General features: G+C 61.0%; 13 protein-coding genes. 9 read left to right on the top strand and 4 right to left on the bottom strand.

Features of this window, described 5'->3' with window-relative positions; genetic code table 11:
• Positions 1-59: 59 nt before the first annotated feature.
• The 3 genes from QZY07_RS02140 to QZY07_RS02130 form a co-directional block, all read right to left on the bottom strand.
• Positions 60-926, bottom strand: coding sequence for a crotonase/enoyl-CoA hydratase family protein (locus tag QZY07_RS02140; RefSeq protein WP_295399456.1), 867 nt, complete (start codon positions 924-926; stop codon positions 60-62).
• A gap of 442 nt (positions 927-1,368) precedes the next feature.
• Positions 1,369-1,566 (bottom strand): hypothetical protein, encoded by a 198-nt coding sequence (locus QZY07_RS02135; RefSeq protein WP_295399455.1) that lies wholly within the window; start codon positions 1,564-1,566, stop codon positions 1,369-1,371.
• Between the two features lie 241 nt (positions 1,567-1,807).
• Positions 1,808-2,383: a copper-binding protein gene (locus tag QZY07_RS02130; RefSeq protein WP_295399454.1), complete on the bottom strand. Its 576-nt coding sequence runs from the start codon at positions 2,381-2,383 to the stop codon at positions 1,808-1,810.
• A gap of 328 nt (positions 2,384-2,711) precedes the next feature.
• Here QZY07_RS02130 and QZY07_RS02125 point away from each other — a divergent pair, with 328 nt between their 5' ends.
• Together QZY07_RS02125 and QZY07_RS02120 are read left to right on the top strand one after the other, a co-directional pair.
• Positions 2,712-3,386, top strand: a complete 675-nt coding sequence (locus tag QZY07_RS02125) for a winged helix-turn-helix domain-containing protein (RefSeq protein ID WP_295399453.1) — start codon at positions 2,712-2,714, stop codon at positions 3,384-3,386.
• Positions 3,383-4,837 (top strand): HAMP domain-containing sensor histidine kinase, encoded by a 1,455-nt coding sequence (locus tag QZY07_RS02120; RefSeq protein ID WP_295399452.1) that lies wholly within the window; start codon positions 3,383-3,385, stop codon positions 4,835-4,837. The genes QZY07_RS02125 and QZY07_RS02120 overlap by 4 nt, the downstream gene beginning before the upstream one ends.
• Here the strand turns inward: QZY07_RS02120 and QZY07_RS02115 are convergent.
• The gene (locus tag QZY07_RS02115; protein ID WP_295399451.1) at positions 4,818-6,029 is read right to left on the bottom strand and encodes a DUF1343 domain-containing protein; all 1,212 of its coding nucleotides are present in this window, start codon (positions 6,027-6,029) and stop codon (positions 4,818-4,820) included. The genes QZY07_RS02120 and QZY07_RS02115 overlap by 20 nt on opposite strands.
• A gap of 165 nt (positions 6,030-6,194) precedes the next feature.
• Between QZY07_RS02115 and queA the strand changes: the two genes are divergently transcribed.
• From queA to QZY07_RS02080, 7 genes are all read left to right on the top strand, one after another.
• Positions 6,195-7,220, top strand: coding sequence for a tRNA preQ1(34) S-adenosylmethionine ribosyltransferase-isomerase QueA (gene queA / locus QZY07_RS02110; protein ID WP_295399450.1), 1,026 nt, complete (start codon positions 6,195-6,197; stop codon positions 7,218-7,220).
• A 201-nt stretch (positions 7,221-7,421) separates the two neighbouring features.
• Positions 7,422-7,826 carry an H-NS histone family protein gene (locus QZY07_RS02105; protein ID WP_295399449.1) on the top strand — a complete coding sequence of 135 codons (405 nt, stop codon included), beginning with the start codon at positions 7,422-7,424 and terminating at the stop codon, positions 7,824-7,826.
• Positions 7,827-8,245: 419 nt separating this feature from the next.
• Entirely contained in the window at positions 8,246-9,565 is a 1,320-nt protein-coding gene (locus tag QZY07_RS02100; RefSeq protein WP_295399448.1) for a DEAD/DEAH box helicase, read from the top strand.
• Between the two features lie 203 nt (positions 9,566-9,768).
• Positions 9,769-10,041: an RNA-binding protein gene (locus tag QZY07_RS02095; protein ID WP_014777231.1), complete on the top strand. Its 273-nt coding sequence runs from the start codon at positions 9,769-9,771 to the stop codon at positions 10,039-10,041.
• 114 nt (positions 10,042-10,155) lie between these two features.
• On the top strand, positions 10,156-11,994 hold the full coding sequence (locus QZY07_RS02090) for a peptidase M61 (RefSeq protein WP_295399447.1): 1,839 nt from the start codon (positions 10,156-10,158) through the stop codon (positions 11,992-11,994).
• Between the two features lie 7 nt (positions 11,995-12,001).
• The gene (gene birA, locus QZY07_RS02085; protein WP_295399467.1) at positions 12,002-12,994 is read left to right on the top strand and encodes a bifunctional biotin--[acetyl-CoA-carboxylase] ligase/biotin operon repressor BirA; all 993 of its coding nucleotides are present in this window, start codon (positions 12,002-12,004) and stop codon (positions 12,992-12,994) included.
• Positions 12,995-13,088: 94 nt separating this feature from the next.
• Complete coding sequence (locus tag QZY07_RS02080) at positions 13,089-13,850, top strand: type III pantothenate kinase (RefSeq protein WP_295399446.1); 762 nt, start codon at positions 13,089-13,091, stop codon at positions 13,848-13,850.
• Positions 13,851-13,967 lie beyond the last annotated feature (117 nt).

The raw sequence follows: 13,967 nt of genomic DNA, 5'->3' as shown, positions 1-13,967 counted from the left end.
CGAAGGGCTGCTTGTTTGCGCGCTCTTGCGCCTTAGGCACGCACGATGGCTGCTTCGGTTCAGGCGGCCTCCGCCGCTTGATGATTTTGGCGCGAGACTAACCGCTCCATCATGCGCAGATCGCGCTGGTCGATCTTCAAAACAGCATCGACCCAGATCTCGACTACATGTCGCAGATCCTCGTAAGTCACAGGATTGAGGTCGTCGCGCGCCTTGCGGAGTGCGCGGTAGCCATTGCGGGAGTGGTTTTCGCGCTTGATGTAGTTGTAGACGGCCTCCTCGCCCTCGCCATCCTCGACAAGTATGTCCACCAGCCCCATGTCGAAGAGTTCCTGGGCCGTGTAGATTTTTCCGCTGAGTATCATGCGCTCGGCCTGCTTCGGGTTGAGCTTACGCACCAGCAGGTTGTAGGCGCCCATCCCCGGGAACAGGTTGAACAGGATTTCGGGGAAACCCATGCGGGCGCTCTTTTCGGCGATGATGATCTCGCTGGAGAGCGCAGACTCGAAACCGCCGCCGAGGGCTTCGCCTTGCACTAAAGAGATCGTTGTGACATCCCGGTCGAAGTGAGAGATGTTGGCGTATAGGACATCGATGCAGGTATTCCCATAGCCTAGGAGACCTTCACGGTCTCCGCTGATGGCCAAGCGCCTAAACAGATCCAGATCGCCGCCGAGGTTGAAGACGCCAGGTACCCTTGAAGCGATCACATGATATTTGATGCCGTCATCATCGGCGATCTGTTGCATCCTTGTTCGCCAATCATTGAGTTGTTTTAAGAGTTCTGGTGTAAAGCAAGCGCGCGCCTCTGGATTGAAATAGCACCACACAAGTTCATGCTTACGGTCGAAATAGGTGGTCATCTGGCCATAATTACGACTGATGGGATCAATGCTGGTGACTGCGGCTGATGTGTGCGTCTTCATGATGGCCTCTTTATTTATATTGGGCTCGTTTATCTTGTGCGTCGATACTGTTTTGTCATCATTCTTTGGCGTTCAGATCGCTGTCATTCATGGCGAGTCATGGAAATATATTATAATTCAATTATTTACCAAGAATTTCTGTGTCGGAATCTCGGTGGTCAAGAAGCGTCGTTGGAGAAAGTCTAGTGACTAATGGCCGATAAAATCGTGCGCTATAGCTCATTTTTGGTGAACCCGCGCCGCGCCTTGATGGTTCATCTTGAAACGAGTTCACACATTGATCATCGTTGGGGACAGCAGGGGGGATGGGCAGGGAGCGTATGAGCTGGGTCAGCGGACGAGTCCCGGGGAGCGATAGGGGGAAAGGCGCTGAGGCCGGTGGTTGACGTCGTCTTTCCGAACAGCAAAGACACTGTTCAAGGAGATGTTTTTTCAGTTTCCACTATTCAAAAACATCATTGGCAATGCCGTTGATGACGACCACTTTGGCAAGCCCGGCGGAGCCGCGTGGACAGAGATAATTCTCGATGATGACGCTCTGGCCCTGTTGGCGAGAATCGCTCTGGGTCAACGAGTTCGAATAGTTGCCGGGGTTACTGATTGTGAAACAACCGCAGGATGCCAGTTGTTCCGTGGTCATTCCTAGTGCCAGGGGGCAGGGCGGGGCTTGCGGTTTGCTTTGGCCTGACTGACAACCCGTGAAAGTCATGGTCAAGATCAGCAGTGTCGGCGCCCATCGCGGGGATTGCCGATCAAACGTGGAGGAGGTGGTCAGCGGCTTGGGCCTTGTATGTGTCTCGAAGGTGAACGATAAAGCGGGGGAGTATTGCACTCCCGCGCCTGGATCTTGGTGGTCGACCAGCGCTTTGCCAAGTCGCTCCCTACTTGAATGTGACCTCGCCACGGATGACGCGCATGTAGGTCAAGACCACGCCGTCGCCGACCGCGACCTCCTTGAGCAGCGCGGGATCGCGCACGGAGAACGTTTGCGTCTGTGTGGGACCGCGTACGGTGACCTTGGAATTGACCTTGTCGACCGCCTCGACACGTCCGGATCGGGTCATCGTGTCGATGATCGTGCCGCCAGGCTTGCGGCCTGGATCGCGTTCGGTGACGGTCTCCTTGGTGACGCTCACGGATCCGGCGCTCGGGCCTTTCTGCAGGTCGACCACGACGGCTTCCGTTTGGCTGACGGTCAGTTTATTCCCGATCTTGACCTGATCGAGGCGCGTGACCTGATCCGGGACATGGATGACCTCGAACGGCCCTTCCGGCGTTCGGATGGTGAGCATGCGCCGCTCCAGGTCGACGACCGTCACGGTCCCCGTGAGTTCGCTGGTCACCAGGGAGCCCGTGACCGGGATCATCTCCGTTTCGGCAAAGGCGGCGGGTGCGAGGGTCGCGGATGCACAGAGCATCATGCAGGCAAGGGGCAATCCAGAGGTGCTTCGTTTCATGTTGTAGTTTCCGTTGCAACGGGTTTAAGTGGTCGCGAGGCGTTATCAAGGTACTCTGCGTCGCGGTGGGCTGCAACACGGAAAGATCCCTGACAAATCGGTAAGGATCCGTTAATCCTCCGGCAAGGATTGCCACCCGATACTGTCTGAGAAGTTGACCGGATGCCTGATGACGGTCAATCGTCCCGCGGGAGCTTGACTATGATGACGGTCAACCTCAGTTAAAATTTATCTGGTTCCGTTGACGCCTGAATTGCGTCCTCAACAGACTCTTGTTTCTGGTGGTCGTGCCATTGGCGGCGTGAGGTAGGAGGAACTGCAGACGCAGATGCGCATTCTATTGATCGAAGATGACCGTAAGCTGGCGGACTATTTGCGCAAAGCGCTGGTGGAAGTGGCCTTCGTGGTCGATCATCTCGTGGATGGCCGCGAGGGCCTGCTGGCCGCCGCAAGCATCGACTATGACATTCTCATCGTCGATCGGATGCTGCCGGGCCTGGATGGGCTCGGTATCGTCCGCACTCTGCGCGCCGCGGGCAATCGAACTCCGGTGTTGTTTCTGAGCGCACTCGGCGAGGTGGAAGATCGGGTCGAGGGTCTGCACGCGGGCGGCGACGATTATCTGATCAAACCCTTTGCCTTCTCCGAACTCCACGCCCGCCTTGAGGCGCTCCTGCGTCGTGGGTCCGCCGAGGCACCCGAGACCCGTCTGCGCGTCGCCGATCTGGAGATGGATCTGCTCAAGCGCGAGGTCAGTCGCGCGGGAACGTCGATTCAGCTTCAGCCCCGCGAATTCCGCCTGCTCGAATATCTGATGCGCAACACCGGGCAGGTGGTCACCCGCACCATGTTGCTCGAACAGGTTTGGGATTATCGCTTCGATCCCCAGACCAACGTCATCGATGTCCATATCAGTCGTCTGCGTGGCAAGATCGACAGGGATTTCGACCCCTCGCTGTTGCAGACCGTGCGTGGCGCGGGCTATCTGCTTGGCGTGCCATGAAGTGGGCCGGGCTGGGTTCCGGAGCCTGGGCCGAACTGTGCAGACGCGCCCCTCCACTCCGTAGCTCGACCTTCCGGCTGGCCCTGCTCTATGTCTTCCTGCTTGGGGTCTCGGTGGCGATCCTGCTCGGGTTCATCTACTGGTCGACGGCGGGATATATGGATCGCCAGGCGACGGCCACCATTGACGCCGAGATCCGTGGTCTCGCCGAACAGTACCACCAGCGTGGTTTGAACGGTCTCACCACGCTGATTGCTAAACAGGTGGCGCTCGATCCAGCAGGTTCCAGCGTCTATCTGCTGGTGGACGACAAACTCGAGCGCATCCTGGGTAATCTGGACCGCTGGCCTTCCGAACTTCCGGATGCCGAGGGCTGGATGCGTTTTCGTCTGCGCGAGCGCGGTCCCGACCAAACCGAGGAGCACGAGGCGCGCGCGCAGGTTTTTCTGCTGCGCGGAGGGTTGCGTCTGCTCGTCGGGCGCGATGTCCGGGATCTGGAGGCCACCCGCGCGCTCATCATCAATGCGCTGTCCTGGGGTCTCGCCATCACCGCCGCCATGGCATTGCTGGGGAGTTGGCTGATGAGTGCCAGCCTGGTGCGGCGGCTGGAGGCGATCAATCAGACCAGTCGGGAGATCATGGAGGGCGACCTCTCGCGGCGGATTCGCTTAAACGGCAGCGGGGACGATTTCGATCAGCTGGCGATCAGTCTTAACCGGATGCTGGAGCGTATCGAGACGCTCATGGCAGGAGTCCGGCAAGTCTCGGACAATATCGCCCATGATCTGCGCACGCCACTCACCCGGATGCGCAACAAGCTCGAAATCCTGGGCGTGGAATTGCCGGACGCGGGGGCCGCGCGCACGCTCGCGGAAGAGGCCCTCGCCGATGCCGACGAGATGCTCGCTACCTTCAACGCCCTGCTGCGGATCGCCCGCATCGAATCCGGTAGCCGCCGCGCCGCCTTCGCGCCGCTCGATCTGACCGCGCTGGTGGGTGACGTGGCGGAACTCTACGAGCCAGTTGCCAGCGAGCGGGAACAACGTCTGGAGTACCGGGCGTTCGGAACGGCATGGATCGTTGGCGACCGTGACCTGTTGTTTCAGGCGCTCACGAATCTGGTGGATAACGCCATCAAATATACGCACTCCCGTGGCGACATCATCCTATCGGTTGGCTCCGATTTTCTGCGCGCTCGGGTCGTCGTGGCCGACAATGGCCCGGGCATTCCGAGTCAGCTACGCCAGTTGGTCTTCCGCCGTTTTTTTCGGGGCGACGGGAGCCGTTCGACACTGGGCAACGGACTCGGGCTGAGTCTGGTGCATGCCGTGGCGCAGCTTCATCACGCGACCATCGATCTGTCTGACAATCAACCCGGTCTGCGGGTAACGCTGAGCTTCAGTCTGGGAAAAGCCGCGATGGACGGGCGAATTACCCCGCGTAGATCCTGAGCGGCGCGCTGATCGCGGTCCAGCGTTCCTCGTCGGCAAGCAGGCGTCGCTCCAGGTCGCCCGGTCCGCCTTCCGGGTCATCGATCCACTCGCGCAGAAAGGTGCCGCCGGCGAGCAGGTCGATGGCCAGCCGCTCGGTCTCGTATTCGTAGTGAAAGTCGCGCCAGAGCGGATAATCCGGGTACTCCAGGCGCAGGCACTTGAGCAGCAGCGCAATCAGTCGATAGGGGCGGAATCGCTCGTGTCGATAGCCCGCGTTGTCGGTATGGATCTGGAGCCCCGAGCAAAGCTGACCGGCATGTTTGTGGAAGGTCGGCTCGAACCAGCAGGGGCGGATCAAGGCGCCTTCGGTCCAGGCTGGCCACAGGTTCCGCATCCGCTGGAGAATCCGCTCGAAATCCAAGTCGGGCGCGCCAGCGAGTTCCAGCGCTGTCGTGGTGCCGCGGCCTTCGGAGAGGGTGGTGCCTTCCAGGAGGACGGTACCCGGAAAACAGCGGGCCATGTTCAGGCTGGAGGCGTTGGGGCTGGGATTGATCCAGGACAGTTCCATAACCGGCCAGCCAAAACCGGGGGCCTCGGCGGGGCGATAACCCTCCATCGCGACCAGATGGAGATCGAGCGTGTGACCGCGCGCGGCGACGAACCATTTGGCCAATTCGCCGAACGTCAGGCCATGGCGCATGATCAGCGGGCCCGCGCCAACGAAGCTTTCCCAGCCCGGCTGGAGGATACTGCCCTCGATCGGGCGCCCGGCCGGGTTAGGGCGATCAAGCACCCAAAGACTCTTGCCCGCCGCGGCGCAGGCCGCGATAAGATAGCCCAGCGTCGTCACATAGGTATAGATACGGGTACCGATGTCCTGGAGATCGACTAGGAGTACGTCGAAACTGTCGAGCATGTCCGCGGTCGGATACCGTACATGGCCGTAGAGACTGTAGACGGGAATGCCATGGCGCCGGTCGAACGCATCGGGGGTTTCGACCATGTTGTCCTGTTTGTCGCCGCGCATGCCGTGTTGTGGGCCAAAAGCCGCCACGATTTTCAGTTCGCCCAAGGTCATGAGCGCATCCAGACTGTGCATGCCCGACCCGGTCACCGAGGCGGGATGGCCCAGGAATGCAACGCGCTGGCCCCAAAGGGGTTTACGCAGATCAGGAATTTCCAGCAGGCGGTCAATGCCGAGTTTTATCATAGGGAACGAACCTCAGTCGGGGCGTGCGGCAGGCCAGGCATGATAGTCTGAAATCAGTCGCGAAGCCGCATGCCAGGTCGGGCGTCACCGCGGTTCATATCCAGAGTTATCAGCGATTTCAAGATGCATCAATCATGAATGCCATGCTGGGCGCGGTTTAATTCGATGCGCCGTTCCGATTTTCGCTATGACCTCCCACCCGAGTTGATTGCCCAGCGTCCGCTCGCCGAGCGCGGCGGAGCGCGACTGTTGACCCTGGAGGGGGGGGAGCCATGTGACCGGAGATTCGCCGATCTGCCACGTCTGCTGCGGCCAAACGACCTGCTCGTTTTCAACAATACCCGTGTCATGCGCGCCCGACTGTTCGGGCGCAAGGCGACCGGCGGGCAGGTGGAAATCCTGGTCGAGCGTTTGCTGGAGCCTGACGAGGCGCTGGCTCATGTCCGCGCGAGCAAGTCGCCGCAACCTGGTTCATCGATCACATTGACCGGCGGGGCATGCCTGACGGTTATGCTGCGCGAAGGCGAACTTTTCCGGCTGCGCGCGCGCGACGCAACCTTTGCCGAGATCATGGCCAAGGATGGCCATATTCCCCTGCCGCCCTACATTCAGCGCCCGGACGATGTCGCCGACGAGGCGCGGTATCAAACGCTGTATGCCAGTCGCGAGGGGGCGGTCGCGGCCCCGACCGCGGGGCTGCATTTCGATGCCGCCATGTTGCAAGGATTGGGCGAAATCGGCATCGGCCGGGCAGAAGTCACGCTTCACGTTGGCGCGGGAACCTTTCAGCCGGTTCGAGTGGATGATCTGGACCACCATGAAATGCATGCCGAATGGCTGGAGGTGGATGAGACGCTATGCGAGCGGGTCGAGTTGGCGCGTCAGTTGGGTGGACGGATCGTGGCAGTGGGAACGACGAGCGTTCGAAGTCTGGAAACGGCCGCCGCCAGCGGTCAACTCAAGCCCTACCGGGGCGACAGCAGGCTATTCATTCGTCCTGGCTACCGCTTTCGGGTCGTCGATGCCTTGGTGACGAATTTTCATCTGCCCGAGTCGACCTTATTAATGCTGGTTGCCGCGTTTGCAGGTTATGAGCCGATGATGAGCGCCTATCGTCATGCGGTTGCCGAGCGTTATCGCTTCTTTAGCTATGGGGATGCGATGTTCCTCACACAACGGAATCCCGATTAAGGGCGGCTCGCCAATTTGACAAAGCAGAAATCCTGGCTCATTAAACGGCTTTCAAGCCGGCGCGCAGATCCTGTGACTTCAAAATATTGAAATAGGCTTCTTGACATTTATTAAGAATTGCATAAATTATAAATACGCGCGGTCATTTCTGCCGGCGTACAGTTGAAACATGATTTATCGCAAGTATTGGAGGTATCGCACGTGGAGTACGCTGACCTTAGCGTTGATGAGATCAGACGCCAGCTTGAGGAAGCCGAGACCAAGCAGGCGGAGCTGAATCGAATCCTGGAAGTTCGTCGCCAGGAGGGTAAAGACGATGTTATTCAACAGATCAGGAATATCATCGAAAAGAACGGCTATCGATTCGAAGAAATATTACCGTTGGTGGCGCCGAAGCGCCGACGTGGCATGGGGGCGGCGCGGAAGCTCGTCAGCGATCGTCAGTATACCCGTTATGTCGATCCGGATAATGCCGATAATATTTATGTGCGCGGTGTTTTACCCGGCTGGATGAAGCAGAAGATGCAGGAACAAGGTTACGATCCAGGGTCCAAGGCGGATCGTGTGGCATTCAAGGCAAATTCGCTTCAGGCCATTGAAGGCTAATGTTATTTGCGTGTGCTGAAACGCCGCTTCATCATTAGTTATCTCTACGATACCAGTGAATGTTGCGGTGGTATCCGTCACGTAAAGTTTTCATGTGTAAGGGTTTTCCGTTCGCTCCAGGCTTGCCGACGGGTGAACGGACAATCTCATTTGCTTGAATGCTTGTCGGTCATTACGTTTTCGTCATGTCTCCGGACCGCTTGAACGTTGCGGATCCTTACTAAAGAACAAATATCGATCAGGCAACTAGCTTTTCATCCAGCGAGCGATTACACTGACGGCTTCGCATCATCCGGTCGATGCGTCGTCTCGCGGCTGAATCCTCTCGTTCTCTCAGGCATCACCTCGAACGCCCCCTCTTTTTCGCCTAGACCGGCCCCATGACTAATGAATGGGTTAGGCTGGTTTCAGGAGTTTTCATGTCATTCGATTCACTCGGTCTTCGGGCCGATTTGCTGCGCGCTGTCGCGTCGCAGCGTTATGGCCGCCCCACGCCAATTCAGGCACAAGCTATCCCCGTGATTCTGGCGGGTCATGATTTGCTCGCCGGCGCTCAAACCGGAACCGGAAAGACCGCCGCATTCGTTTTGCCGCTGTTGCAATTGCTCGCCGAAAAAGGACATCCGCAGCGCCAGCCGCGCGCGTTGATCCTGACGCCGACCCGTGAGCTTGCCGCTCAAATTGGCGAACGCGTGCATGCCTACGGAATTCACTTGTCACTGCGTTCAACCGTTATTTTCGGCGGTGTTGGAATGCAGCCGCAAGTCAATCAATTACATCGTGGCGTCGATATCCTGGTGGCGACGCCCGGCCGCTTGCTCGATCATGCCGGTCAGCGCACGCTGGATTTATCCCGCATCGAAATCCTGGTGCTCGATGAAGCCGACCGCATGCTCGATATGGGCTTCATTCATGACGTCAAGCGCATCATCAATCTGCTTCCGGAACGGCGTCAAAACCTGCTCTTTTCCGCGACCTATTCCGACGACATGCGGCGTTTTTCAGAGAATCTGCTCACGCGTCCCAAATTGATCGAAGTCGCGCGCCGCAATACGGCCGCCGAGACCGTGGTGCAGGCCGCGCACCCGGTCGATAAGTCACGCAAACGCGATCTGCTGGCACATCTCTTTCAACGCGAAGGCTGGAACCAGGTGCTCGTGTTTACCCGCACCAAGGCCGGCGCGAATCGGCTCGCGGAGCATCTGGGTCGGGAAGGAATTACCGCGACCGCCATTCATGGCAATAAAAGCCAATCCGCGCGAACCCGCGCCCTGGATGAGTTCAAGCGCGGGGCCGTGCGCGCACTGGTCGCCACCGATATTGCCGCGCGCGGACTGGATATCGCGCATCTGCCTCAGGTCGTGAATTTCGAGCTGCCCAACGTCGCCGAGGACTATGTCCACCGAATCGGCCGCACGGGTCGGGCGGGCGCCGGCGGCCAGGCGCTCTCGCTGGTGAGCCATGACGAGATGGGTTTGCTCAAAGGCATCCAGCGCCTGCTGGGGCGTCAGATTACGCTGAATCCAGTGGCGGGCTTCGAGCCATCCTTGACGCCCCCGCCCTGCGATCCCGAGCCGGGTCCGGGGGGGCGGCGTGGCGGCGCCGATGCCAATGGCGCGGCGCGTCGACAGAATCGGCCGGTGGTGCGGGCGCACGCGACTCCGCGGGTAGGGCAGGGACCGAAACCGGGGCGTCGTGCTCGACCCCATGCGGCTTCTCAGGCCAAGCCCTCGCGTTAGCGTAGAGATACGGATATTGTGAGCCAGGTTTTTCAAGTATTGTCTGGCTCGGGGAGGTTCACGCGCGAGCGCGCCTCCGCTGCGATCATCCTTACAAGCTTCGTCTCCAGCGGTTGGAGACATAGACTGTCGAATCAGTTGCGCATTGATTTTTCGACCGTTCTCTCTTTCTCTTCAATGCCCTTTCCAATGGAATCTGAATAATGAATATTTATGTTGGCAACCTGGCCTACGGCGTGACCCAAGAGGAACTGCGTGACGCCTTTGGTGCGTATGGCGAAATCTCCAGCGTGAACTTGATCACCGATAAATTTACCGGTGACTCCAAGGGATTCGGCTTTGTCGAGATGCCGAACAACGCCGAGGCCGATGCCGCGATCAAGGGTCTGAACGAGACCCCGCTGAAAGGCCGCAACCTGAAGGTGAACCAAGCCAAACCGCGTGGGGAACGTCCGTCACGCGGGCCGCGCTGGTAAGCCGACTCAAGCCCCGGGGCGCCGCGCCCCGGAGAATGCCGTCGGATGCGTCCGCGCATCCGACGGCATTTTTTTGTTACCGTATCGGCTCGTTCCTCAAGCCGGATGTCCGCCATGCCCGATCCTCTGCCCCGGTCCTTCGACCTGACCTACCGCATTCGGCCGGATGCTCCGCGAGCCCATCTCTTTCGCGTCGAGATCCTTATTGCGCGTCCGCCGGCCGGGCGGCTGACGCTCTCCATGCCGGCCTGGATTCCGGGCAGCTATCTGATCCGCGACTTCGCGCGCAACCTCCTTGGCGTCACCGCGAGGACCGCGGACGGTCAGGCCCTGGCGCTGGAGAAGCTGGACAAACAGACCTGGTTCTGTGAAAGCGTGACGGGTGCCGTGACGGTTGCGTATCAGGTCTTTGCCTGGGAACTGTCGGTCCGCGCGGCGCATCTGGATACCACCCACGCCTACTTCAATGGGGCGAGTCTGCTGCTGCGCGTCCATGGTCTGGAAGACCGCCCCTGCCGGGTCGAACTGTCGCCACCGGACGATGTCGACTGTCAGGACTGGCGGGTAGCGACCAGCCTGCGCCCGCTGGACGCCGCGCCGCTGGGGTTCGGGAGCTATCAGGCCGACGATTATGCCGATCTGATCGATCATCCGGTCGAGATGGGCCGTTTCCGGCTGCTGTCCTTCAGGGTCCAGGAGGTACCGCACCGGATCGCGATCAGCGGCCGGGGCCAGCTTGACGAGTCACGCCTGCTCCAGGATCTGACACGGATCTGTACCCAGCAGTCGGCGCTCTTCGGCGAACTGCCGATCGATCGCTATCTGTTTCTGTTGACCGTGGTCGGCGAAGGTTATGGCGGTCTGGAGCATCGCTTTTCCACCAGCCTGCTCTGCCCGCGCGACAACCTGCCCCTGCCAGGTGACGACCAGCCGTCCGAGGGCTACCAGCGTCTGCTCGGACTCTGTAGCCATGAATATTTTCACCTCTGGCAGGTCAAGCGCATCCGGCCCCAGGTGTTCATCGACGGCGCTCTGGATCGCGAGGTTCATACCCGTCAGCTCTGGGCCTTCGAGGGCATTACCTCCTATTACGACGAGCTGGCGCTGGCGCGCAGCGGCTGTATCGACCACAAGACCTATCTCGGCCTGCTCGCCGCGACCATCACCCGCGTCATGCGCAGTCCGGGGCGTCATGTCCAGACCCTGGCGGAAGCCAGCTTCGATGCCTGGACCAAGTTCTACAAGCCGGACGAAAACGCGCCCAATGCGCTGGTCAGCTATTACGCCAAGGGTGCGCTGATCGCGCTGGCCCTGGATCTGACCATCCGTCACGAGACCGGCGGCGTCCATTCGCTCGACGAGGTCATGCGCGAACTCTGGCGCTGCCACGGGCGCACCGGCATCGGCGTGCCGGAGCGTGGCGTGGAAGCGCTCGCCGGCGCCGTCTCCGTTCTCGACCTGGATGGATTCTTCGCCCAGGCGCTGGACTCCACCGAGGACATCGACCTGGCGGGGCTGCTCGCGACCGTCGGGGTCGGGATGCGTCTGCGTCCGACTCAGGGGCCGAAGGATACCGGCGGCTGCGTCGAACGCTTTGACCCCATCGACCCCACCCCGACGCTCGATGTGCGTCTGCGCCCGAACGGCTCCGAGGCGGCGATCCAGCACGTCATCTCGGGCGGCGCGGGCGAACGCGCCGGTCTGGCGCCGGGCGATCTGCTGATCGCGGTCGACGGCCTGCGCGCGACCGCCGACAACCTGGAGCGATTGGTCGCGCGCGCCGCCGGACAGCCCGGCGGCGTCCCGCTGCATCTGTTCCGGCGCGACGAATTGCTGACCCTGACCGCCGATCCCCAGCCCGCGAGCGCCGATACCTGCGAACTGACGCTGCTGGATCCCGTGTCCGACAGGGTCGCGCAGGTCCGCGCCGCCTGGCTTGCCAGCCTTGCGTGAGCCTGCCGTGGAACGTCATCTCGCGCTCATTCGCCTGCTCGCCGACGGTCGGTATCATTCCGGCGAGGCGATTGCCCGGCATTTGGGGATCAGCCGCGTCGCGGTCTGGAAAGCCTTGCGCAAGTCCGCCGCGCACTACGGACTTGCGCTGGAGTCCGTGCGCGGACGGGGCTACCGTCTGCCCGCGCCACTCGAACTCCTGGATGCCGAGCGCATTCTGGCGTCCCTGTCGCTGGCGGGACACGCCGGACTGGCGCGCCTGGACATCCATGACCAGATCGATTCCACCAATGCGTTTTTGATGCGCGAGGCGGCCGCTGGCGCGCCATCCGGCACCGCCTGTCTGGCCGAGCGCCAGAGCGCCGGTCGCGGACGGCGGGGCCGCGTCTGGGTCTCGCCGTTTGGCGTCAATCTCTATCTCTCCCTGCTGTGGCGCACGCCCCTGGCCCCTTCGGCGCTCGGCGGGGCGAGTCTGGCCGCCGGCGCCGTGGTGGCGGATGTCCTGCGGACCGCTGGGGCCAGGGATCTGGCCCTGAAGTGGCCGAACGATTTACTCTGGCATGGCCGCAAGCTCGCGGGTCTGCTGCTGGAAGTGGCGGGCGAGTCGCAGGGACCGAGCCATCTGGTGGTTGGGGTCGGCATCAATCTGCGCATGGATCCGGCGCAGGGGAGCGACATCGATCAACCCTGGACGGATTTGCGTCAGGTGCTGGATGGGCGTCCACTCGGCCGCAATGAACTGGCGGCGCGGCTGCTGGAGACATTGCTGGCGGCCTTGGAGACCTTCGACCGCGAGGGGCTGGAACCCTTTCTCGACCAGTGGCGCGACTTCGATGCCTTTCTGGGCCAACCGGTCCGGTTGCTGATCGGGGCCGAGACGGGCGCAAATCGGGGGATCGAGGGCATTCATGCCGGAATCGCCAGCGATGGCTCCCTGCAATTGGAAACCGCCGAAGGACTCAAACGGTTTCAGGCCGGCGAGGTGAGTTTGCGAATGTAATTTACGTCCGGCATGATCGGCGGTGTTGTTCATGGTGGATTTCGTGACATTCGCTGCGTCTCAATGGGAAAAAGGTTTTCCGGAAATCGCCTAAATGTTATTGCTGGATATTGGAAACACGAATCTGCGCTGGACCACCCAGGAGGCCGGACGGCTTGGAGAGGTGCGGATTCTGCGCCATGGCGGCGGCGTGCCGCTGGATCTGCTTGCCGACTGGGAAGCGATCGGGGCGCCCGCGCGCATCCTCGTCAGCAATGTCGGCGGAGCGGCGGTGGCGGAATCGCTGCGGCGGGTGGCCCGCGCCTACTGGGGTCTGGATCCGGAGTTCGTTAATACCCGCGCCGACTTCGGCGGGGTGCGGATCGCCTATGCCGAGCCAGCGCGTTTCGGGGTCGATCGCTGGCTGACGCTGATCGCGGCCCACGCGCCGGTGCTCGAAGGCGTCGGGACAGCGCCACGGCAGGCCACGCTGATCCTCGATGCTGGAACCGCGGCCACCTTCGACCTGCTGCTGGCCGATGGCCGCCATCTGGGCGGTCTGATCCTTCCGGGCATCGAGATGATGCGCAACAGTCTTCTGGCGGGTACTCAGATTCCACGTATCGAGTCCGAGCCAGCCGGCGATCCCTGGGCACAGGATACTGGCACCGCAGTGGCCGCCGGCAGTGTCCAGGCAATTGCCGCGCTTGCGGGGCGCTTATTGGATCGTCTGGTCGAACTGGCCGGCGCGACTCCCCGCCTGCTGTTGACGGGCGGCGATGCGCAACGGCTGCGGTCGGCTCTCGATCGGCCGTTTCAGGAAATTCCGGATCTGGTGCTGCGCGGCTTGCTCCAGGTGGCCGAAAACGAGACTTGAGCGTTGATCCTAAATCCGGTTGAACCGCAAAGGCGCAAAGGGCGCCAAGAAAACAAGGGCTTGCAATGCGCTCTACATTTTCAGGATGAAAGCGCTCGATCAGCCCCTTTCGAGAGG

It is taken from the genome of uncultured Thiocystis sp. (assembly GCF_903866365.1).
GTDB lineage: Bacteria > Pseudomonadota > Gammaproteobacteria > Chromatiales > Chromatiaceae > Chromatium.
Note: the sequence above shows the minus strand (reverse complement) of the source record. Positions and strands in the feature narration are given on the sequence as shown.

Coding starts and splice junctions, on each gene's coding strand:
- QZY07_RS02130 (WP_295399454.1), bottom strand. CDS start 2,383: ATGAAACGAAGCACCTCTGGATTGCCCCTTGCCTGCATGATGCTCTGT.
- QZY07_RS02115 (WP_295399451.1), bottom strand. CDS start 6,029: ATGATAAAACTCGGCATTGACCGCCTGCTGGAAATTCCTGATCTGCGT.
- queA (WP_295399450.1), top strand. CDS start 6,195: ATGCGCCGTTCCGATTTTCGCTATGACCTCCCACCCGAGTTGATTGCC.
- QZY07_RS02140 (WP_295399456.1), bottom strand. CDS start 926: ATGAAGACGCACACATCAGCCGCAGTCACCAGCATTGATCCCATCAGT.
- QZY07_RS02090 (WP_295399447.1), top strand. CDS start 10,156: ATGCCCGATCCTCTGCCCCGGTCCTTCGACCTGACCTACCGCATTCGG.
- QZY07_RS02080 (WP_295399446.1), top strand. CDS start 13,089: ATGTTATTGCTGGATATTGGAAACACGAATCTGCGCTGGACCACCCAG.
- QZY07_RS02095 (WP_014777231.1), top strand. CDS start 9,769: ATGAATATTTATGTTGGCAACCTGGCCTACGGCGTGACCCAAGAGGAA.
- QZY07_RS02100 (WP_295399448.1), top strand. CDS start 8,246: ATGTCATTCGATTCACTCGGTCTTCGGGCCGATTTGCTGCGCGCTGTC.
- QZY07_RS02120 (WP_295399452.1), top strand. CDS start 3,383: ATGAAGTGGGCCGGGCTGGGTTCCGGAGCCTGGGCCGAACTGTGCAGA.
- QZY07_RS02125 (WP_295399453.1), top strand. CDS start 2,712: ATGCGCATTCTATTGATCGAAGATGACCGTAAGCTGGCGGACTATTTG.
- QZY07_RS02135 (WP_295399455.1), bottom strand. CDS start 1,566: ATGACCACGGAACAACTGGCATCCTGCGGTTGTTTCACAATCAGTAAC.